Origin of the sequence: Pedobacter boryungensis (genome assembly GCF_013204825.1) — a bacterium.
GTDB lineage: Bacteria > Bacteroidota > Bacteroidia > Sphingobacteriales > Sphingobacteriaceae > Pedobacter > Pedobacter boryungensis.
In genome coordinates this window covers 382,368-405,452 of sequence record NZ_JABMKV010000001.1, presented here as the reverse complement: position 1 = coordinate 405,452, position 23,085 = coordinate 382,368, and the positions used below count along the sequence as shown (strand labels likewise).

Annotated in this window: 17 protein-coding genes and 2 tRNA genes; 8 read left to right on the top strand and 11 right to left on the bottom strand. The window is 33.4% G+C overall.

Going from position 1 to position 23,085, the window contains the following annotated elements; genetic code table 11:
- Position 1: 1 nt before the first annotated feature.
- Genes HQN85_RS01825 through recR form a run of 4 tightly spaced genes read right to left on the bottom strand, consistent with a single transcriptional unit; the run spans position 2 to position 3,032 of the window.
- The gene (locus tag HQN85_RS01825; RefSeq protein WP_246249580.1) at positions 2 to 823 is read right to left on the bottom strand and encodes an alpha/beta hydrolase; all 822 of its coding nucleotides are present in this window, start codon (positions 821 to 823) and stop codon (positions 2 to 4) included.
- Between the two features lie 20 nt (positions 824 to 843).
- On the bottom strand, positions 844 to 1,659 hold the full coding sequence (locus HQN85_RS01820; RefSeq protein ID WP_173268640.1) for an SDR family oxidoreductase: 816 nt from the start codon (positions 1,657 to 1,659) through the stop codon (positions 844 to 846).
- Positions 1,659 to 2,408 carry a phosphatidylinositol-specific phospholipase C/glycerophosphodiester phosphodiesterase family protein gene (locus HQN85_RS01815; RefSeq protein ID WP_173268639.1) on the bottom strand — a complete coding sequence of 250 codons (750 nt, stop codon included), beginning with the start codon at positions 2,406 to 2,408 and terminating at the stop codon, positions 1,659 to 1,661. Before HQN85_RS01815 ends, HQN85_RS01820 begins: the two co-directional genes overlap by 1 nt.
- A gap of 6 nt (positions 2,409 to 2,414) precedes the next feature.
- Positions 2,415 to 3,032: a recombination mediator RecR gene (gene recR, locus HQN85_RS01810; protein WP_173268638.1), complete on the bottom strand. Its 618-nt coding sequence runs from the start codon at positions 3,030 to 3,032 to the stop codon at positions 2,415 to 2,417.
- Positions 3,033 to 3,155: 123 nt separating this feature from the next.
- Between recR and HQN85_RS01805 the strand changes: the two genes are divergently transcribed.
- Positions 3,156 to 4,664 (top strand): sodium:solute symporter, encoded by a 1,509-nt coding sequence (locus HQN85_RS01805; RefSeq protein ID WP_173268637.1) that lies wholly within the window; start codon positions 3,156 to 3,158, stop codon positions 4,662 to 4,664.
- A gap of 106 nt (positions 4,665 to 4,770) precedes the next feature.
- On the top strand, positions 4,771 to 5,478 hold the full coding sequence (locus HQN85_RS01800) for an LOG family protein (protein ID WP_173268636.1): 708 nt from the start codon (positions 4,771 to 4,773) through the stop codon (positions 5,476 to 5,478).
- Positions 5,479 to 5,554: 76 nt separating this feature from the next.
- Here the strand turns inward: HQN85_RS01800 and HQN85_RS01795 are convergent, their stop codons facing one another.
- Both HQN85_RS01795 and HQN85_RS01790 read right to left on the bottom strand, forming a co-directional pair.
- On the bottom strand, positions 5,555 to 6,145 hold the full coding sequence (locus tag HQN85_RS01795; RefSeq protein WP_173268635.1) for a DUF502 domain-containing protein: 591 nt from the start codon (positions 6,143 to 6,145) through the stop codon (positions 5,555 to 5,557).
- Between the two features lie 9 nt (positions 6,146 to 6,154).
- Entirely contained in the window at positions 6,155 to 8,614 is a 2,460-nt protein-coding gene (locus tag HQN85_RS01790; RefSeq protein WP_173268634.1) for a bifunctional UDP-N-acetylmuramoyl-tripeptide:D-alanyl-D-alanine ligase/alanine racemase, read from the bottom strand.
- Between the two features lie 57 nt (positions 8,615 to 8,671).
- On the opposite strand from HQN85_RS01790, the gene HQN85_RS01785 reads away from it, so the two are divergent.
- From HQN85_RS01785 to HQN85_RS01770, 4 genes are all read left to right on the top strand, one after another.
- Positions 8,672 to 9,163 (top strand): regulatory protein RecX, encoded by a 492-nt coding sequence (locus HQN85_RS01785; protein WP_173268633.1) that lies wholly within the window; start codon positions 8,672 to 8,674, stop codon positions 9,161 to 9,163.
- A 124-nt stretch (positions 9,164 to 9,287) separates the two neighbouring features.
- Positions 9,288 to 9,360, top strand: a tRNA-Gly gene (locus HQN85_RS01780).
- A gap of 53 nt (positions 9,361 to 9,413) precedes the next feature.
- Positions 9,414 to 9,498: transfer RNA gene (locus HQN85_RS01775), tRNA-Leu, on the top strand.
- Positions 9,499 to 9,663: 165 nt separating this feature from the next.
- Entirely contained in the window at positions 9,664 to 10,092 is a 429-nt protein-coding gene (locus tag HQN85_RS01770; protein ID WP_173268632.1) for an SRPBCC family protein, read from the top strand.
- 28 nt (positions 10,093 to 10,120) lie between these two features.
- Here the strand turns inward: HQN85_RS01770 and HQN85_RS01765 are convergent, their stop codons facing one another.
- The 3 genes from HQN85_RS01765 to HQN85_RS01755 all read right to left on the bottom strand — a co-directional run bounded on the left by HQN85_RS01765 (position 10,121) and on the right by HQN85_RS01755 (position 15,802).
- Positions 10,121 to 10,927, bottom strand: a complete 807-nt coding sequence (locus HQN85_RS01765; RefSeq protein WP_173268631.1) for a PAS and helix-turn-helix domain-containing protein — start codon at positions 10,925 to 10,927, stop codon at positions 10,121 to 10,123.
- A gap of 460 nt (positions 10,928 to 11,387) precedes the next feature.
- A complete protein-coding gene (locus HQN85_RS01760; protein ID WP_173268630.1) occupies positions 11,388 to 14,900 on the bottom strand; it encodes an ABC transporter permease/M1 family aminopeptidase in 3,513 nt (1,170 codons plus the stop codon).
- Between the two features lie 5 nt (positions 14,901 to 14,905).
- On the bottom strand, positions 14,906 to 15,802 hold the full coding sequence (locus HQN85_RS01755; protein ID WP_173268629.1) for an ABC transporter ATP-binding protein: 897 nt from the start codon (positions 15,800 to 15,802) through the stop codon (positions 14,906 to 14,908).
- Positions 15,803 to 16,183: 381 nt separating this feature from the next.
- On the opposite strand from HQN85_RS01755, the gene HQN85_RS01750 reads away from it, so the two are divergent.
- Together HQN85_RS01750 and HQN85_RS01745 are read left to right on the top strand one after the other, a co-directional pair.
- The gene (locus HQN85_RS01750; RefSeq protein ID WP_173268628.1) at positions 16,184 to 17,680 is read left to right on the top strand and encodes a sensor histidine kinase; all 1,497 of its coding nucleotides are present in this window, start codon (positions 16,184 to 16,186) and stop codon (positions 17,678 to 17,680) included.
- On the top strand, positions 17,677 to 18,399 hold the full coding sequence (locus HQN85_RS01745) for a LytR/AlgR family response regulator transcription factor (RefSeq protein ID WP_173268627.1): 723 nt from the start codon (positions 17,677 to 17,679) through the stop codon (positions 18,397 to 18,399). The genes HQN85_RS01750 and HQN85_RS01745 overlap by 4 nt, the downstream gene beginning before the upstream one ends.
- 69 nt (positions 18,400 to 18,468) lie before the next feature.
- Here the strand turns inward: HQN85_RS01745 and HQN85_RS01740 are convergent, their stop codons facing one another.
- Entirely contained in the window at positions 18,469 to 19,872 is a 1,404-nt protein-coding gene (locus tag HQN85_RS01740) for an efflux transporter outer membrane subunit (protein WP_173268626.1), read from the bottom strand.
- Between the two features lie 10 nt (positions 19,873 to 19,882).
- On the bottom strand, positions 19,883 to 23,056 hold the full coding sequence (locus tag HQN85_RS01735) for an efflux RND transporter permease subunit (protein WP_173268625.1): 3,174 nt from the start codon (positions 23,054 to 23,056) through the stop codon (positions 19,883 to 19,885).
- Positions 23,057 to 23,085 lie beyond the last annotated feature (29 nt).

Sequence of the window (23,085 nt, the reverse complement as noted above, 5' to 3'; positions counted from 1 at the left end):
ACTACTGAGTTTCCTTCAAAAAATCAGTAATGCTCATATATAATCGATTACTGCCAAAAACCATCTGGATAATCATACCTACATGTTTTTTACCTTCTATTACCTCTAATTTTACAGGCACATTTTGATCTTTTAATGTTTTATATATTCTTTCAGATTGAATCTGTATGGCTTCATAGGTTTTACTTCCATAAAAAAGAAGATGTGGATTTGTAATATTTTTTACGTAGAACAAAGGTGAACCTAATTGCCATGTTTTTTGTTCTGTACTAAACGTTCTTAGAAAATCGGTATAGTTTTCGTCTTTGTCTGCTTTGGTTAAGTATTCATCCATATCTAATCCAAAGGGATCATCTAATATCACACCTTTTATTGGATTAGTAATTCCTACAGCTTTAAAAAACTGAGGATCTGCATTAATTAATTCGCATAAATGGCCTCCTGCAGAGTGTCCCATTACAAAAATACGATTTGGATTACCTCCATAACTTGCAATGCTATCTTTAACCCATTTTACAGCTTTTGCACTCGCCATACCCATTTCTTTATACGTAGCATTTGGCGCTAAAGGATAATTAATTACCACAGTTACGATGTTATTTTTAGCTAAATTTCTACCTAACCACCAATACGTTTCTTTTTTACCGCTGCTCCAAGAACCCCCATGTATAAAAACAATAACATCCTGATTTTGTAACTCACCTTTTTTATGGTAGATATTTAAAGTATTTGCTTCATCTGCGTTGCCTGCATAATTCATATTTTTTTCGACACGTATTTGGGCAGAGCCAGTAAAAATCTGACCCAGGAAAGCGAAAATCATAAGTATTAATTTAAAATGCATTATTTTATCAACGGATTTTTCTCTTTTGCAAATAATTCAAAAACTTTTTTATCAGCAAATGCAGGAAATAATTTATTTACCCAAACCGCTAGCTTACCTTGTCCTGTCATAATTAGCGTTCGTTTTTTAGCTATAATCCCATCACTAATTCTAACTGCTACTTCTTCCGCTGTCATCATTTTACCTTCTTCCATGCTGGTTTCACCATGTGCCAACCCATCTTTCGCTAAAGCGGCAACACGAATATTCGAGGTCGTAAAACCTGGGCAAGCAACCATTACATGTACTCCTGTTTTTAATAATTCTGTACGCAACGATTCCATAAAACCATTCATAGCAAATTTTGATGATGAATAACCAGTTCTACCTGGTAAACCTCTATAGCCAGCAATAGAAGATACGCCAATAATACTACCTTTGGTTTTTAAAATTTCTGGTAAAGCATATTTTGTACAATAAACAGTTCCCCAAAAGTTAACATCCATTAGATTTTTCAGTACCGATAAATCTAAATCTTTAAATAAAGCACGCATAGATAGACCTGCGTTATTGATTAACACATCAATTTTACCAAAAGTGTGGAGAGTTTGTTCAACTAATGCTGCACAATCTTCCTCTTTACTCACATCAGCTTGTACAGCTAATGCTTTAATTTGATAGTTTTTTTCCAGTTCTGCTGTAATTTCGCAAAGTGTGACGTATTGACGGGCGCCTAAAACTAAATTTGCTCCACGTTTCGCTAATTCTTCTGCTAGTGCTTTACCAATGCCTGATGAGGCACCAGTAATGATGACTACTTTATTCTTAAAATCCATTATTTATGTTGTTCAAAGTAGGTTTTACATTCACTTACTTTATCTGTATTTATAATATCTACGCCTAAATCGTGTAGTTGTTGCCAACATTCTTTAGTATCAGGCGCTCCCCAAAAACGAATTGGTTTATTTAGTAAATGAGCTTGATCAATTATCTTCTTGAGCTTTGCTTTATCTGCCGTAGGAATTTCTCCATTCCCTTTCCATTTGCAGTAAGTTGCAAAATTATCGCTAATCATGGTTACGCGTTTTAAATCTTTTTTAGCATACCTGATGTTTGGTAAACCATCAAAAAATAACCATTTGGGATACGAATGGAAAGTGGAATCAGCTGGTCTATTACCGCTAATTACAATTTGAATTGCGTTTTTATGTTCACTTCTGTCGAAAATAGCCCCGTATTTTTCTATTTCTTTCCGCAATGCAGGATACGTTAAATCCCAATTATCTTTAATATCAATCATTAAACAGAAACCATACTTTGTGCTTTTGTCTTTGTGTAATTGAGCAATAGGCGATAAATACATGGATCCAAGTGTTCTTGTAAGGTTTTTATCTTTTTTGCTATGCGCAACAATTAGTGAATCTTGAATTAAAAAAACATCCGCTTCAATTTCATAAACTCTATTAGCGTAGGCTTCTGTTAAAGGTTGCTCATGCGTATAATCGTTATGAGAATGGATTTTAACCTGTGCAAAGCCTGGGCTAGTGAATAGAATTAATAATGCAAAAACAGCTAGTTTCTTCATCAGATTTTATTTAATAAAAGAGCCTTCATATGGAATTCTAGTTAAAATAGAACGGCCTAACGTTATTTCATCTGCATATTCTAATTCTCCGCCAAAGGCGATACCACGAGCAATTGTGGTAATAGGAACTTGAAAATCTTTTAACCTTTTATGTAGATAAAAAAGCGTTGTATCGCCTTCCATATTTGCACTTAAAGCTAAAATAATTTCTTTTACGGGCGTTGTAGCAACACGCTGCACTAAACTATCTATAAACAAATCTGACGGGCCAATACCATCCATTGGAGAAATTAAGCCTCCTAAAACATGGTAAACGCCAAAAAACTGATTGGTATTTTCTATCGCCATTACATCACGTGTATCTTCTACTACGCAAATAACTTCTTTTTCACGTTTCACAGCAGTACAAATGCTACAAGTATGGTGATCTGAAATATTATGGCAAATATTACAGTGTTTAATTTCCTCTTTTAGTCTGATTAGCGTTTTGCCAAAATGGGAAACTTCTTCTTGCTCTTTACCTAATAAGTGTAAAACCAAACGCAATGCGGTCTTTTGCCCAACACCAGGTAATTTTGCAAATTCATTTACTGCATCTTCAAGCAGTTGAGAAGAAAAGTTCATCTTACAAAAATAACAAAAAAAGACGGCCATCAACCTCTGATAATCAAATCTCTTCTATTTATTTTCTCTTCAACAATTGATTTAAAATTGTAAATTCTTACATTTAACAGCTAAATATAAATTATGAGTCCAACTATACTACTTTGTTTTCTAATCGGCTATTTTGCTGTTTTAATTATTATCGCTTTTGCTACTTCAAAAAATTCATCAGATAATTCTACCTTCTTCTTAGCCAATAAAAATTCAAAATGGTATTTGGTAGCCTTCGGAATGATAGGAACAGCTTTATCTGGAGTAACTTTTATTTCAGTTCCTGGAGAAGTTGGTTCACCAAATGGTAATCAATTTCAATATTTCCAATTTGTTTTAGGTAATGCAGTTGGCTTTATCATTATTGCAACTGTGCTTTTACCACTATACTATAGAATGAATTTAACTTCTATTTATAGTTACATAGAAAAAAGATTAGGCCATTATAGCTACAAAACCGCAGCATCAATCTTTTTGTTGAGTCGTACATTAGGTTCTGCTACAAGATTATATTTAGTTGTTATTGTTTTACAACGTTTTATATTCGATAGTTATGGTGTTCCATTTTGGGCAACCGTATTAATTTCTTTAGGCTTAATTTGGTCTTATACTTTTAAAGGCGGTTTAAAAACAATCATTATTACCGATACACTGCAAACTTTCTTCTTAGTGCTATCTGTATTTTTAACTATTTATTTTGTTTGCAATAGTTTAGATCTAGGCATCTCTCAAGCATTTGAAACAATTAAAAATAGTAGCTATTCTAAAATTTTCTTCTTAGATGATTTCTTAGCCAACAAATTTTATCTGAGCAAGCAATTTATCGGAGGTATTTTTGTAACCATTGCTATGACAGGATTGGATCAAGATTTAATGCAGAAAAACCTAAGCATGAAAACAATCGGTGAAGCAAAAAAGAACATGTTTACTTTCACTGGGGTATTTGTGATTTTAAATATCTTCTTTTTAAGTGTGGGCGCTTTACTATATGTTTACGCTTCTAGAAATGGCATTGAAATTCCATTAGATCATGTTACTGGTAAACCACGTACAGACTTCTTGTTTCCAGAAATTGCCTTAAACCATTTAACTACAATACCAGCAATTGTATTTATGCTAGGCTTAACCGCTGCAACATTTGCTACAACAGATAGCGCTCTAACGGCATTAACAACCTCATTCTGTGTAGATTTTTTAGGCATGAGTAAAAAAGAAAACCTAGACAAACATGATGCAGTTAAAAAACGTCACATGGTACACGTGGGATTCTCTATTTTAATGTTCTTAGTAATTTTAGTAATCAATGCTTTAAATAGCTCTTCGGTTGTGAGCTTAATATTCCAAATAGCTTCCTATACCTATGGACCATTATTAGGTTTATATTCGTTTGGTTTATTTGTAAGAAACCGAGGATTACACGATAAATTAGTTCCAATCGTTTGTATTATAGCTCCATTTTTATGCTACCTACTTGCTACATATTCTAAAGAATTATTAGGTGGCTATGTTTTTAGTGTTGAGCTTATTTTAGTAAATGGATTAATAACTCTTTTAGGTCTATTACTGATCAGTAAAAAAACAGATCAACAAACAAAGTTTTAAACAATCATTAGTTCATTAGCATCATTGGTTCATTAGACCTTGATGATTAACACAAATGAACAATTGAACGGATGAACAAATATCTAATAATGAAAATATACGAAGAATGACAAGTGAAGAAAAGATAAGAAGTGCTTTTGCAAATAAAGATTGGCAAGAAATAAAAGTAACCGATAGCTGGCAGATTTTTAAAATCATGGCAGAATTTGTAGATGGATTTGAGAAATTAGCCAAAATTGGGCCATGTGTTAGTATTTTTGGTTCTGCTCGTACTGCAGAAACTAATCCGTATTATCAAATTGCGGTTGAATGTGGGCGTTTATTAACTGAACGTGGTTATGGCGTGATTACAGGTGGTGGACCAGGTATTATGGAGGCTGGAAATAAGGGAGCTCACATGAACGGAGGAAAATCTGTAGGTTTAAATATTGATTTACCTTTTGAACAATTCCATAATAAGTACATTGACCATAATAAATTGTTAGAATTCGATTACTTTTTCATTAGAAAAGTAATGTTTATGAAGTATTCTCAAGGGTTTGTTGTATTACCTGGCGGGATGGGAACAATGGATGAATTATTTGAAGCGATTACCTTAATTCAGACTGGTAAAATTGCTCGTTTCCCAATCGTTTTAGTAGGAACAGCGTATTGGGGAGGTTTGGTAGAATGGATTAAGTCAACCATGTTAGAAAAAGAACATAATATTCATGCAGAAGATTTAAACTTATTTAGGTTAGTAGATACTGCTGAAGATGCGGCAGAACACATCTTTAGATTCTATGATAAATATGTTTTAAAGCCGAATTTTTAATTCAGGTTTTAAAATTTTCTGTACATACAAAGAGCCGATTAATTTCGGCTCTTTTTTTTTATAAACTAATGTGCTATTAGAAATGACTTACTCCACCACTTACTACTAATTTCATCGCATCAGCAGCAGTCATTTTTAAAGGTTTTATTTTCTCTTTGCTTACAATATAAACTTGTCCTGCAAAAGAATAAGAGAAAGGAAAATAAACAACAACATCTCCCGGCAAATCTAGCTTGGTTAAATCACTTTGTGTTAAAAAACCTATTCTTTTCATTCCTCCTTCAACTTCAACTAATACTGGGTTATTAAATTTCTTTTCATCACCTACAAAAGCCTCAGTTAAATCTTTAATGGACGAAAAAATGAAATTGAGTAAAGGTAACCTATTCAATATTCTGTGAAACCAATTGTACATTGGTTCGGTAACAAAATTGGTAACAAAAATACCTGCAATTAAAATGATAAATATAACTAAGCCCAAGCCCAAACCTGGAATATTCCTATTTGCTCCAGTAATTGGATTTACCCCTAGGATATTATTTATATTTAACCAACTATCTACCGTTGTAACTGCCCAAACAACAATAAAAATGCTTAAGGAAATTGGTACTACAATCAATAGTCCTTTAATCAGATAATTTAATATCGCCCTTCCTATCCTATTCATATTGCAAAGTTACTCATAAAAATATACGCGTTTAACTCTTTGTGAGATATTGGTTAAGATTTCATATGGGATAGTGTTAATTTGGTTCGCCAAATCGACTATAGTTTGCTCGTGATTAAATACAATAACTTCATCCCCTGTTTTTACGTTTAGGCCAGTTATATCCAACATACACATATCCATACAGATTGAACCAATGGTAGGAACCAACTTTCCATTAATCAGCATCTTACCAACCCCATTACCAAAATTTCGATTATACCCATCGGCATAGCCAATTTTTACAGTGGCAATTTTTCCGCCACTTGGCAAAATACCCTTACGACTATAACCTACCGTTTCACCCGCTGCTAATTCTTTAACCTGAGTGACAGTCGTTTTTAAAATAGCTACCGTTTGCAAGCCTGCATTATGATCTAAAGCACTATCGAAACCATATAAACCGATACCAATACGTACCATATCTAGTTGCGCATCTGGCCAACGTGTAATTCCAGAAGTATTTAAAATGTGCTTAATAGGTTTATAACCAATTACTGCTGTTAATTGAGCATATAAAGCAGAAAATTCATCCACTTGATGTGTGGTAAATCCATCGTGTTGTGCATCATCACTAGCTACCAAATGTGTAAAAATGGATACTACTTTTATGTTAATGTTATTTTTTAAAACCTCCAATAACTCTGGCAAATCTGTTTTTTCAAAACCAAGTCTATGCATTCCTGTATCCAATTTTAAATGTATTGGAAAATCCTTTTCATACTCTGGTAAAAAATTAAGGAAGCTTTTTAAAATGCTTGTATTGTATATCTCAGGTTCTAATTTATGTTTAACCATTGCTTCGAATGCAGATGGCTCTGGGCTCATTACCATAATTGGCAAACTAATTCCGGCTTTTCTCAGTGCAATTCCTTCATCTGCGTAAGCTACGGCCAGATAATCTACTTTTTGATATTGCAATAAATTAGCGATTTCAAAACTTCCACTTCCATAAGAAAACGCCTTAACCATTGCCATCACTTTTACCCCAGGCTTTAATTTAGAACGATAAAATTGTAAGTTAGATGCCAGGGCGTTTAAGTTAATTTCTAAAACTGTATCGTGTATTTTCTGGGTAAGTAATTTACTTATTCGACCAAATTCAAATCTACGGGCACCTTTCACCAGAATGGTTTCATTTGCAAAATGGATACCTGGAAGTTCATCTATAAACGCTTGCGTACTTTCATAAAATGATGATTCAATTTTGAATAAATCGGCAAAAGCAGAAATATTTGAACCAATACCAATTAAACGATTTAAGTTTTTTTGTTCTAGCAACGCTGAAATTTCTGTATACAATACTTCGTTATTTTTTCCTGTTTCATAAATATCAGAAAGTATCAATGTTTTTTTAGGATGCTGGTTTTGGAGGTTTAAGAAATCTAATGCGATGGCTAACGAAGAAATATCTGCGCTATATGAATCATCTATAATAGAACAATTCTCGATACCGTTAATTAATTCTAAACGCATACTCACCTGCGTTAATTTTTCTAAGCGCAGATCTGCCTCTTCTGGTGTATATCCCATAGCAAGCAAAGTTGCCCAGCATATAATTCCATTCTCTACTGATGCTTTATCGCTAAAGGGAATTAAACATTCAATTTCTCTATCCTGATAAGTAGCTCGAATATAATTTTTGCCTTCAATAGGTTCTATAAAAGAAACATGTAAATCTGCAGGTTGACTTGTACTCCATGAAAATTTTGTTTTCCCAGGCAAATCAGCTTCCTTTAAATCAGCAACATATTCTGGTGCATATACAAACAGTTCTACATCTTTAAATAGCTTTAATTTCTCTGTTAATTTCTCTGTTTTATTTTCAAAACCTTCCGCATGTGCTTCGCCAATATTAGTTAGCACCCCAATAGTTGGAGCGATTATATTAGCCAATGCTTCCATTTCTCCTTTTTTAGAAATACCTGCTTCGAATATGCCCAAAGTATGCTCTGGTTCTATTTGCCAAACCGATAATGGCACACCAATTTGTGAGTTAAAACTTTTAGGACTACGAATGATGTTAAAATCGGAAGCTAATAATTGATAGAGCCATTCTTTAACAATTGTTTTTCCATTACTACCAGTAACCCCTATTACTTTTAAATCGTTAATTTTTCTGTTATAAGTGGCTAATGTTTGCAAAGCAATTAACACATCATTGACCAACAAAAAATTAGCATTAGCGTATTTTTGCACATAAGCAGGCTCTGCTATTACAAAATTCCGAATTCCACTTTCATAAGCATTACTTATAAATTCATGCCCATCACGTTGCGCCTTTACAGCAAAGAATAATGAACCTTCTGGGTCAATTACTGTCCTGCTATCTGTCAACAGCTTTCTTATTACAGTTTCTGGCCGCGGCAGAGTTGCATTTGCTTTTAATATTTGGGCAATACGCTGGATGGAATTAATTTCTTGGCTCATTATAAAAAGAAAAATACTTGATTGCTGTTATTTTTTTACGAATTTCAACAATTAATTATGAATACCCATAAAGATAAGCCACTCATTTTAGATAAAAAAACCGCCCTGCTTAAAGCAGAAAGTTGGTGCGCTTACCAAGAACGCTCTCAGCAGGAAGTTCGCAATAAATTGTATGAATATGGTTTACACCAAAACGAAGTTGAAGATTTAATATCCGAACTGATTACAACCAACTTTATCAATGAAGAAAGATTTGCGATGGCTTATGTTTCTGGTAAGATAAATATCAAGAAATGGGGAAGAATTAAAGTTAAGCAGGGACTTAAATTGAAGAAAGTACCTGATAAATTGATTCAAAAAGCCCTGAATAGTATTGATGGAGATAAATACCTAGCGAATTTGTTAGCAACTGCCGAGAAAAAATTAAGTGTTTTAAGTGAAAAAGAACCGATGAAAAGGAAATATAAGCTCATTACCTACCTTCAAAGCAAAGGTTTTGAAAATGATTTAATTTTTGATGTACTGAAAGCCAATAACTTAACCATATAGTTAAATTTATTATAAAATATTTCTTGACAGAAATATAAATCTGTTTATATTTGCATTCCCAAACGGAGAGAGGCACTTTAAAAAGTCACAATCAAAAGGGATAACATCGGATGATGTTGCAAATGCGAAAGTAGCTCAGTTGGTAGAGCACGACCTTGCCAAGGTCGGGGTCGCGAGTTCGAATCTCGTCTTTCGCTCTAAATGCCTTCCTACCAGGAGGCATTTATTTTAAAAGCGTTATCGCTTTTAAGCTCGGATGGTGGAACTGGTAGACACGCAGGACTTAAAATCCTGTGCCCTCAACAGGCGTGCGGGTTCGATTCCCGCTCCGAGTACGAACAAATCGAATTGAAAGCTATCAGAAATGATAGCTTTTTTTGTTTTATTACTTTTAATTGTAATGCAATTATTTGATAACCACCCCCATATTTGTCGCAATTACCCTTAACGGGTTTAAAAATGTTGCCCTACCTTTATCTTATTAATTTAAACTATTAAACATGGAAACAGCAGATAAAACAACAATTACTGTAGAAAGCGTAGTAAACGCTCCAATAGCACGAGTTTGGGAACTTTGGGGAAAACCAGAACATATTACACAGTGGGCACATGCTTCTGATGATTGGCACGCTCCTCATGCTGAAAATGATTTACGTACAAATGGCTTATTTAAAACTACTATGGCTGCTAAAGATGGCAGTTTTAGCTTTGATTTTGAAGGTGTTTACACAAACGTGATCGAACATAGTTTAATAGAATATGCCGTTGCAGATGGTAGAAAAGTAAATATCACTTTTAAAAGCTTAGGTAATACAACTCAAATTATAGAAACATTTGAGCCAGAGGAAATGAATTCTTTAGAAATGCAACGTGGAGGGTGGCAAGCAATTTTAGATAATTTTAAGAAATACGCTGAGGCAAATGTTTAGCTATGAATTAAGAGTATTATAGATTATGCTATAACCAGCCATTTAAAATGCCCTTTTTAATCATTTCGCTTGAAGAGGTGCATTTTAATTTTTCTAACATATTTCTTCTGTGCGTATTAATGGTATGTTGGCTAAGAAATAGTTCGCTAGCTATTTGCTTGCTGCTCAATCCATCAGCTATGAGGCGTAAAACCCTTTTTTCAGCTTTGGTTATTTCTTCTTCCCCCTCATTAATTGGTAGTTCTATGGCTACATTAATATCTATCCTCTTAACATTTTGAATATCAGAGCTGTCTATAATGTAATGCAGTACATTTTTATCCTTTTTAAATAGGCTGATGTCAGTAATGATATTTAGGAAATAAATCGGTTCCATCTCATCATTAAATAAAACAGGAATGCTTTGATTCATGCATTGAAATCTTTTCCCATCTTTTGTTTTAAGCTCGAATGTATAATTCACTTTGATATACTTTCGATCCTCTAAAGGTCTACTAAAAAGATATTCGAAGTATTTTACTCCGCCCTTGGTAATTTTTAAAATTTCCCAAATTGAATGTGTTTTTAGCGTACTGTAATATCCTTTTCCTTCAAAATCCGAAGGCTTATATCCTGTTAAGCTTTCTACCCCACCTCCTACTTTAACAATGGTATGATTAACACTATCTGCTAGTACATAAAAAAAGTTATCAATACAATGATATAATTTAAGGTGCTCTTCTAAATTGAAAGTAGTTTTAGCTAAGATGGTAGATTTTTTCCCAATTACGCGATTGGTAAAGTGTGTAAATTGATGCCAATAAGTTAATAGTTCTTTATATTGCTTTATTTCCATCAGTTATTTATAGCCGCTTATCTAATGATAAATTTCTTAAAAAAATTCGATAAAAAAGATTTAGCAAGTGTTTAAATTCAGACAGAAAAAATTTACTTGCTGTCATGCTGAACCTTTCGGCATTTTTAGAAATAAATATTCCATAAAAATGTATATTTAAACCATCAAATATAAAAACGATTTCCGTTTACAATTTCTAATTATTTCTTCATGCTTACCGCGACATTAAGGCGACCTTATAGCGACCTTACCGCGACTTATGTTCTAGTAGAGTCCCAGTCAAGTTCTAGTTTGGCTTTGGTTAACTATTGGTTTTAATTTATACACGTTTCCAAAATTGCAATTTATCTGAACAAGACTCGAATTAATCTCGAAGTTGACCAATACACTGACTAATTCAGCATATATACCGCAACCTATGTAAAATTGATTTCACCAACTTTATTAAAAATAAACCAGTTTATTTAACCTCTTGACTATTATCAGCTAAGTTTCCATCTAGTAGGTAAGCATAAGGATCTAGCGCAACCGTTTTCGGTTTTTTATTGGTTATTATGGTCAATTTTGTTTCTAGTTTATTGAATCGATGTTTTTTTAGGTAAAAAGGTTTGGTATTTCTATCCCATTCTATTTCGGGTTTGCTAAAAAAAGCGACATCTACATCCATATCTGGCGGAAGCAATTTATTTACTCCTTGTTTATTTTCGCCAATATTTACTTGTAAATCGACTATAAACTTTCCGTTATTTAGTGATTTGCAGGATAAAACTTTGATTTTCATTTGATAGTTTACCACTTGGTTAAAACTATCATCTATAAACTTTTTTTGGTTTGCTGGTGCAAGTCGATATAATGCTCTAATTAAATCTTGGGTTTTAGCTCTTGTATTTGGATTAGCATGTTTTATTATTAAGTTACTTAATGTTTGGTTAACTACTTTTTCTCCTAAAATTTCTTTTGTAGCGTACATAACTAACCCACCTTTTTGGTAATGAACTTGATTTTGACCCATCGTTTGTGCTAATGGAGTTTCTGGCATATTAGGGTTGTGATATGCGAAATAGATGTTATTATCGTCTCTGAGATAATTACTTAGGTACATTTTACCATACTTCTTTTCTAAAAGAATAGCTTCTGTGTATTTAGCTAATGATTCTGTAAGCATGGCATAACCTTTTCCATAAGCCGGACTTAATATATTTGCCCACCATTGATGTGAAACTTCATGTGTGGTAATGGCATAACTTTGGTCTACTTTATTTTTATCATTAAAATTAGTTAGGAAATTAATTCTTTCTGCATTAAAAATAAGACCGGGGTAAGCGGTTGCAGCTCCTTTATATTGAGGGATTTCGGCTAGGGTAAATTGCTTAAACGGATAAGGGCTGAAATTTGCATTTCCATAATCTAACGCATCTTTAATGGCGCTAAACATGGTTTTTACATTGTATTCGTGCCCAAATTGGTAATACACACTTAACATTACTCCTTTATAACTCTCTTTTTTAAGTTGATAATTTGCGGAACTTAATGCAAACATGAAATTAATAGGTTTTGTTGTTTTGTAGTTAAAGTAGCGGCGATTATTAGCAAGCCATGATTTTTGCAATGTACCTACAGTAACCACATGTTGGTTTTGTGCAGTAGAAATAGTCGTTTCTAAATCTATTAAATGATAAATACTATCATAAGAGTTTGAAATTGTATAGGGCTGCAATCCTGCATTTTTTCGTAATCTGTTATCATCTATTTCTATGCTTTCATTGTATCCAAATTGAGGTACAAATTTTTCTAATTCGATGTAACTACCATTTGAAACAATTGTATTCTCAGGATCAAAAGGCACAAAACCAGATCGTATAATTACTAAAGAAAAATCCATATTTATTTCTTTGCCCGGCTGTAAAGGCGTTTTTAAATCTATAAACTGTTGATTAAATTCTGCATCTACTTCATGTTTCGTAGAATTTTGCACAGAGATTTCGAAATGATTTACGGCTTGCCTCAAATAAACCAACAATTTAGTAATGGGTTGTTTGGTTTCATTTTTTAAACGATAACTTCCTTTTACTGTATACCTGTTTTGATCCGTAAATAAATCTACTTGCGTTTTAATTGATTTTATTGTTGGCTGAGGAAGTTGAGCAAATGGTTTATATTTTTTTTCGTAGTTAATACTCCAGCTTACCTGGGCTTCTTTATTTTTATATTTCCCTACAATATTGGTTTGTTGGTAGATAAATGCACCGCAAGAAATCCAAATCAGTGTTGCCGTTAGCATAACTAATTTTGATTTGTATATTGACTTTGGAATTGATTTTAAACGTTCTAAGAAAGTCAGTTGAATACTACTTTGCCACATACTTATTGTTAAAACTGAAAGAATGCCAGCAAAGCCAAACCAATACAACATATACCAATTAAATGCTTTGGAATAATGTCCAAAACCATTAAAATATGAGAATTGAAGATCGGGAACTGTTGCAAACCTTAGCAAGAAATGTTCAATACCTAATCTTGGGGCAAAAACAACTATAAACACGACCACCATGCTTAACATCATTCCTAAATATTTATTTGTTGTTAAGTTTTGAATAAAAACTATGAGGATTATAAACAGGAAAAGTGGAAATGCGCTGTAATAATATAAAGAAAGATATGTAGGAAATTCGATGGAGAAATAACCATTGAACACTTGTAAAGCAATACCAATGATGATATTTGCGGTAACTAAAACTATTACCAAAACTCCTAATGTTAAGCATTTTGCTGCCCATAATGTTGAATTTTTAACGGGCGTGCTATAAATTAAGGATTGGATATTGGTCGTTCTTTCTCTGGCAATTAATTCAGCTGCATAAAAAATAAGCAGCACTAGGCTGAATTTCATTGAGCGCATTTCTTCTATTATCGCACCAGTTGTGGGATAATACTTAATTCCGTAAGGGCCATATAGAATGGAATCTTTTAGTTCTACTGAGAAAAGGAATATCCATAACAAAAGCATTACCATAAAAGGGATGTGCTTAAATAAGGAGATCACTTCTAGTTTAAACTGTGATTTGAAGGTGGATAGGTTGTAGGAAAATCCCTCTGGGAAAACATTGAAATGTTTAAATGGGATTAGTTTAACTTGTTTTTGTGCTTTAGCTTTTTGCTTTGACTGACTTTGATTTTGTAATCTGAAATTAAAAAGCCGATAACTTATTGTAATCACTAATGCACTAAAAGACAACCAAAGCAAACGGTTAGCTAAAAAAACCGATTTTACCGGGAATAACTGTTGATTTCTTTGTATATCTGACCAGCTACGCGTATCACTAAAGAAAGAGGCTAAACCAAATGGATCTATTAAAAATGGTAAAATATCGGGAGTTCCAGCTCTTGGTGTTGATGTTGCTAATAATGGTGAATTGCCTAAAATAGAAGCTGCCATGTATAAAATGTATAGCAATACGCCTGCTGCATAAATTGCTCGAACATTTTTAGTTAAAATGGCTGTGCAAAAAATTAAACTTATTGAAAATAACACATTTGGAAAACCGAACACAAAAAGTGGTTGTAGGTAATTAAAAATTTTAAATGCACCTAGATTTTCAGCATCTACAAAAAAACCACCTATATAAATTCCTAAAACAGTTATGACAAGTAAGGAAAATACGGCAACAAATAAGCCTAAAAACCTAACTAGAAAATAAGGGAAACGTTTAACGCAGGTTGTAAATATTACAGATTCCATTTTATAAATGTTATCTCTTAATACTACGTTTGCACTAAATAATGTGCCCGCAAATATGGAAAATAAAGAAAACAGCGCAACAATATTAGTAATTACATAAGGGGAGTTTTTATGCACTTCACTCCCACCAAAACCTCCCTGAACAGCAGAGAAACAACCTAATACAAAAAATAAAAGAACCGCTATGATAAAGGAAATTTGGCTAAAATGATATTTCAGTTCGAATTTTAACATGGATTTTAACATACTACTCCCTCCTTATTCTGAATGCCAAATAATGCTGCAAAATATACTTCTTCTAAACCTGGATTGAATGGCTCGAAATCTACATCTGGACAATTATCAGCCAATACATATAGTTGTATTTTACCTGCAATCATTCGAGTAGAAATTACATTGTATGTTGATGTGTATTCGCTTAATGTTGATTTTTCTATTTCCTTATGCCAAACCTGACCTTTTAATTTTGAAATTAAATCTGCGGGTTTACCTTTCAAAATAAGTTTCCCATTAGCTAAAACAGCCATTTCTGGACAAAGGTCATTCACATCTTCAACAATGTGTGTAGAGAGCATAACTACTTTTTGTTCGCCAATTTCGTTCAACAAATCATGAAAACGATTACGTTCTAACGGATCTAAACCTGCAGTTGGTTCATCAACAATAATTAATTGCGGATTACCCAATAAAGCTTGTGCAATACCAAAACGTTGGCGCATACCGCCAGAAAAGGTACTTACATAGCGTTTTCTTACCTCATACAAATTAGTTTGTTGTAGTAATGCCATTACTTGCTCTTTTCGTTCGCTTGTGTTTTGTAAGCCTTTTAATATTGCCATGTGATTGAGTAATTCAGTAGCAGATATTTTAGGATACACGCCAAAATCTTGAGGCAAGTAACCAAGCTGTACACGCATTTGTTGAGGGTTTTCGAGTACATTGTTTCCATCAAAAAATATTTTACCGGTATCTGGTAATTGTAGCGTCGCCAACGTACGCATTAGTGATGATTTTCCCGCTCCATTGGGACCAAGTAAACCAAACATCCCATTAGAAATATTTAAGGATACATTATCTAATGCCTTTACACCATTTGTATAGCTTTTGCTAAGGTTTTGTATAATAAGTCTTGCCATGTTATGTGAATAAGATGAGTGCAAATTAAAAGGCATACTTACATGACATAAATTTATGTGATGAACGATGCGATAATGATGATGAATGATATTAGTATGACCTGTAATTGTACAATTCTTATAAAAAATTCTTTCGTCATGAATAAACCGCCATTCATCACTTAAATTTTCTCCATTAAGATATTTATCGTTCTTTTATTATTTTAACATGAGTTTTGTGTCTTTTTTCGTCATTGCGAGGCACGAAGCAATCCTACAACGTCAGAAAGATATATAACCTGCTTTAAGATTGCTTCGTGCCTCGCAATGACGAGATTTTATAAAAAGATGCATATACTTGAAAATAAACGATAAACACCCAAAACACATTCCTTTAATACCATGAATAAATCTTTTAGCTTATCTAATTTCCTACTTAAGCGTGCAGAGTTTTTGGCTTTTGTTGGTTTATGGCTATGGATAGGAATTTTCCAGGTCCAAGAAAAAGATGCCGAAAGCTGGAAACCATTTTTAATGGTTTTACTAGTACTTCTTCCCATTCAAATACCAGGGTTTATTTTTTCGTGGTATAAATCAACACTACTAAGCAATTTTACTCGCCGTCAGTTTTTAACTTATTGGACGAGTTGTTTTTTAGTTTGCCTACCCATTATTACAGATGTCTGCATTTTATTATTTCCAAATTATGATCCTTCACTTTTCATAGGTGCTGTTCTTGCAAACGTATCTCTTGAATTGGTTTTATCAGCAAATTCTTATTATTTAAAAAAAGTACAACACATTAAATGGATTAAGAAAATAGGTTTAGAAAATGCGGTTTTATTGAGTATCATTTTATTATCTATCGTTATTTCAGCTATGGCAGTATCAAGTATTGGCAATCCTAAATTCGATACAAAAGAACAACTGCTAATTGGGTTTGTATTTACGCCAGCCAAGCTGATTACTCATTTTTGGACTTTCTTAAGTTTTACACTCCAATTTCTATTTATGTATCTGTGTGGCTATCTATTATTTATAGTGAATAGCAGATTATTAGTTTCTAAAATATTAAAGCAAAAAGGACTTATTTTATATATCTTAAGTGCTTTAGCTTGCATCGCTATTCTATATCCAATAATTGGGCAGCTCTTAATTCTATTACCAATAAATCAGATATTTGGCAGGGATATTTTTTCGCTTAATCCTTTTTTATTAGAAAATGGTTTTGGTGCAATGGCAATAATTGCATTGAGTTTACCAATTGTACTAGCCATACAATGGGGCGCTCAAAACACACATATTCTTTCTTTACAAAAGGAAAAATCGCAAACCGAATTAGATTTAATGAAGCAGCAATTAAACCCCCATTTCTTTTTTAACACCTTAAATAACTTGTATGCATTAAGTCTCCAGAAATCTGAAAAAACTCCTGAAAGCATTTTGAGATTATCAGAATTAATGCGCTATACTATTTACAAAGGGCAGGAGGAAAAAGTTACAATTAGCCAAGAAATTAATTACTTAGAAGATTATATAGCGCTGCAACAAATTCGCTTAAAAAAACCGCTAAGTTTAAATTTCAAACAGCATATCAGCAATCAAAATATACAAATTGCACCATTGCTACTCATTATTTTATTAGAAAACGCATTTAAACATGGCATTGAACCAGCAGAAGAAGCTACTTTTTTAAATTTATCGTTAAGTTGTACCGATCAAGAACTTATCTTTAGTTGTGAAAATTCTATCGAACCAGATAAAACAGCTACAAAACCTGGTATTGGACTTAATAATTTAAAAAAACGCTTAGAATTACTCTATCCCAACGCTTATTCATTAGATATTACTTCAAATAATATTATATTTAAAACAACCCTCTATCTCAAATTATCATGAGTTTACACTGTTTAATTATAGATGATGAACCTTTAGCTCATGAGGTAATTTTAGAATACAGTAAGGATATTCCTTTTTTGCAAATTTCGGGGCAATGTTATCGTGCAACTGAAGCGTTTGAATTTTTAAGTAACACTGCAGTTGATTTGATATTTCTAGATATTAGAATGCCTAAATTAAATGGTTTAGACTTTTTGAGGACTCTACAACGTAAACCTTTAGTTATTATAACCTCAGCATACGAAGAATATGCTTTAGAAAGTTTTGATTTAGCTGTGTGTGATTATTTATTAAAACCTTTTCGATTTGATAGATTTTTGAAAGCAGCTAATCGTGCATTAGAAAACTATAATTTAAAAAATCAAGTAATTAAAACTGCTAATTCCTTACCGACTGGTGAAAATGAACAGATTTCCATTAAATCGGATAAAAAGCATGTATTGGTTAACACAAAAGATATTCATTATTTAGAAAGCTTAGGTAATTATGTGAAGGTTTGGATTGATTCTAATTTTTTATTGACACCAAGAACATTAAGCAGTTTTGAAGAGCAATTACCCTCTGGAATTTTTATTCGCATTCATAAATCATTTATACTGAATAAAAAATTTGTCCATTACGTGGAGGGAAATACCATTTTTTTAAAGAATAATCAACAAATTCCTGTAGGTAAAAATTACAAGTCTGTAATTAAGCAACTGCTTGATATGGAAGATTAATTGTAAATTGAATTGTACAAAAAAGGTCCGCATTGCTACGAACCTTTTAGAAATTAAAAATGAAAAATCTTATTTCCAACCACCACCTAAAGCACGGTATAAATTAACTACAGCTTGTAGCTTTTGTAATTTATCACTTACACCACTTAATTGAGCAGCTAATAAGCTTTGCTCTGAGGTTAAAACATCTGTATAGTTGGTTGCTGAACTGTAACGCAATAACTCTTGGGTAAAATCGACAGCTTTGGTTAAAGAAGCAATTTGTTTAGCTCTGGTTGTTTCTTTTTCTGTTGCAGTTTGGTAAGCATATAAAGCATTAGAAACTTCTTGACCACTAGTTAATAGTGTTTGCTGAAATGTATAAAATGCTTGTTGTTGTTGCGCTTGTGCAGTTGTTAAACGAGCTTTATTTTGACCTTTCGCAAAAATTGGTTGTGTTAATCCTCCAATTAAATTATAGAAAATAGAATTATTAAAGAAGTCTTTCAACTGCAAACTAGATAAACCACCACTTGCTGTTAATGTTAAGGCCGGATAAAAATAAGTCTTCGCGACATTCGTATTTTCAAATGCAGCTCTAAAACTAAATTCAGCAGCTTGTACATCTGGTCGATTTTGCAATAATTGAGCAGAAACTCCAGTTTCTAAATTGCTATAAGCAGATTGACTGTCTAAATCAGAACGCAAAATACTTCCCGGTGCTCTGGCTAACAAAATGTTTAAAGCATTTTCAGTTTCTCTTATGCTTCTTTTCAAATCTGGAATTGTAACTTCTGCAGCATATAAATTTGCCTCACTTTGTACAACTGCAGCACCATTCACCTTTGCACCATCTTTTAAAGCTTTCATGGTTGCTACATTATTGGTTCTGCTTTTTATGGTTTGCAATGTAATTGCCAACTGTTTATCTAGAGCTAATAAATTGTAATATGTATTTGCAATGTTTGCGATTAACTGCGTTTGCACAGCTCTTTTTGCCGCATCTGTTTGTAGTAAACTTGCATAAGCCGAACGTTTGGCACTGCTCAATTTACCCCATATATCAGCTTCCCAGCTTGTACTTAATTGCGCCCTATATGTTTGTGTTTCGAGGTTAATATTTACTCCCGCTGGAAAGTTTAACGCTGCTTTGGATTGTTTTGCATCCGTTACGGAAACATCGCCTTGCAAACTTGGCAAAAAAGCTGATTTACTTTGCTGTAAACTTGCTTGTGCAATTTTAATACGCTCAATTGCCTGCTTTAAGTCTAAATTTTCATTTAAACCTTGCTGAATTAAGGTTTGCAAATTAGCGTCGGTAAACAAATTTTGCCAAGGTAAATTTGCAATTGTTGCGGTATCTGTTGTATTCTGATCACGGTATAAATTCTGGGTAACAACTTTCGGGTGCTCGTATTTTTGAGTAACACAGGCGCTTAAAGTTAATACTGCAAAGCAGATGATAAGAAGTGAATGTTTATATTTTAAATTCATGTGTTTAATATTAATGTTCGCGGTTATCAACTTCCGGAAATTCTAATTTTGGTTCTACATCTACGCCTTCTATAAAAGGAGATTTATTACTTACTTTTTCCTGTAAGGTTTGAAAAATGATAAATAATGCAGGAATTACAAAAATTCCGAAGATAGTACCAATTAACATTCCGCCTACGGCACCTGTACCAATTGATTTATTTCCGGCTGCTCCTACTCCTGATGAAAGCATTAGCGGTAATAAACCTAATATAAATGCAAATGAGGTCATTAAAATTGGACGTAAACGGGCTGTAGCACCTTCAATTGCCGCGTTAACAATACTCATTCCCTTTCTTCTTCTATCTACCGCATATTCTACAATTAAGATTGCATTTTTGGCTAGCAAACCGACCAACATAATCAATGTAATTTGCGTATAAATGTTATTATCAACTCCAAAAATCTTATCGAAAATAAATACACCAGCTAAACCAATTGGTAAAGAGATTAATACAGCTAATGGTAAAATATAGCTTTCGTATTGTGCTGCGAGCAAGAAATAAACGAAAATAACGCAAAGCAAGAAGATAAAAATGGTTTGATTACCCCCTGCCATTTCTTCACGAGACAAACCTGAGAACTCATAACCATAACCAGCTGGCAAATGTAGTGCTGCTTCTTCTTGTACTGCTTTAAGTGCATCTCCAGAACTAAATCCTGGTTTTGGCGCTCCTGTTACTGCTATAGAAGTATATAAGTTAAAACGTGAAATTGCTTGTGGACCATAAACTTTCTCAAGATTAATAAATTCGCTTACAGGTGCCATTACTCCTTTGGAATTACGGACGTAAATGCTATTTAAACTTTCTGGATTAGCACGGTATTGTGCATCTGCCTGATACATTACCCTAAACTGCTTTCCAAATTTATTAAAGTTTGAAGCATAAACTCCACCAAAATAGCCTTGTAATACACTTAAAACATCAGTAACAGTTAGTCCAGCTTGTTTAATTTTAGCCACATTAACATCTATTTGATATTGTGGGAAATTCGGATTAAACGAGGTTGATGCATATTGAATTTCTGGTCGTTTGGCTAAAGCGCCTAAAAATGCATTTCCAACTTCATTAAATTTATTGATATCACCACCGGTTTTATCTTGCAATTGGAATTCGAAACCACCACTTGTACCAAAACCTTGTATAGTTGGCGGAGCGAAGAAAATTACTTTTGCACCTTTAATGCCCGCTGTTTTAGCAAATAGTTCGCCAATAATTGCTTTTACATCACGCTTACGCTCATCCCAAGGTTTCAGCCTCGCGATAACCATACCATAAGAACTACCTGAACCACTAATTAAACTTCTACCTACAATTCTTAATGCACTTTGAACCTCTGGAACACCCCTAACTATATCATCAATTTTAGTAATGATTACTTTGGTTTCTTCTTGTGATGTTCCTGCAGGCAAGGATATATCAGACATGATTACACCTAAATCTTCATTTGGTACAAATCCTTTTGGAGTGGTATTCATTGTCCAGATTAAAATACCTGTAAAAGCTAAGATACCTACACCAGCTATCCATTTTTTACGAGACAAGAACGATACTGATTTTTTATATCTGCTTGTCATTAAATCGAATGAGGTGTTAAAGCCGATATAAAAACGCTGTAAAAAGTTTTTCGGCTTATCATGATCATCTTTATGAGGCTTTAAAAGCAAAGCACACAATGCAGGACTTAACGTTAATGCATTAATAGCTGATAAAATAATCGCTATGGCTAACGTTAAACCAAATTGTTTGTAAAATACCCCAGATGAACCTTTAATAAAACTTACCGGAATAAATACCGCAGCCATAACTAGCGTGATGGAGATAATTGCGCCTGTAATATCTTCCATTGCATCTACAGTAGCCTTTTTTGCAGATTTATAACCATGATCTAACTTCGCATGTACGGCCTCGACGACTACAATAGCATCATCTACCACAATACCAATAGCGAGCACCAAAGCAAACAAGGTTAATAAATTGATCGTAAACCCAAAGAGACTGAGGAAGAAAAATGTACCAATAATCGCAACCGGTACTGAAATTGCTGGAATTAAAGTAGAACGAAAATCTTGTAAGAAGATAAATACTACAATAAATACCAAAATAAAAGCTTCAATTAAGGTATGTAATACTTTTTCAATTGATGCATCTAAGAAATCGTTCACATTTACCAAAGAGGTATAATGAATCCCCTTAGGAAATGATTTTGAGGCTTCATTTAAAGTTTTAATTGAATTTTCAATTACTTCTTTAGCGTTAGAACCCGCTGTTTGGTTAATAGCAATACCAATTGAGGCATTTCCATTATATTTTGAAGTACTTGCATAACTTAATGCACCTAATTCTATACGAGCAACGTCTTTTAAACGAAGAACTTGTCCGTTTGCATCCGCTTTGATAATGATATTGCTAAAATCTTGCTCACTTTTAAGTCGGCCTGTATATTTTAAGGTGTATTGAAAAGATTGATCACCTTGCTCTCCAAACTGACCTGGAGCGGCTTCAACGTTTTGTTCTGCTAATGCTGCACTTACATCACTTGGAACCAATCCATAAGTTGCCATAACTTCTGGCTTAAGCCAGATACGCATACTATAATCCATCTGACCAAATGAACTTGCATCACCTACACCTGTTATCCTCTTAATTTGTGGGATGATGTTGATGTTAGCATAGTTTTGCAAAAACTTTTGATCGTACTCTGGGTTATCGCTATGGATAACAAAAATTAACACATTACTCGCTTGTCGTTTAGCGGTAGTTACGCCCGCACGTGTTACCTCTGCAGGTAATAAGCTACTGGCTCTTGCAACTCTATTTTGTACGTTAACGGCTGCTAAATCTGCATTTGTACCTAACTTAAAATTAATTGTTATTGATGCAGAACCATCGTTACTAGAACTAGAAGTCATATAAGTCATGTCTTCTACACCATTTATTTGTTCTTCGAGCGGTATAACAACACTATTCATCACCACATCTGCATTTGCACCTTGATAAGATGCAGAAACTTGTACAGTTGGCGGTGCAATTTCGGGATATTGAGATACAGGTAAGGTAATTAGCCCCAGTATCCCCAATATTACAATGATAATTGATATCACAGTCGATAAAACTGGTCTATCTATAAATTTCTTAAACATACGTTTGATTTATTACAAATGTGTTTTTT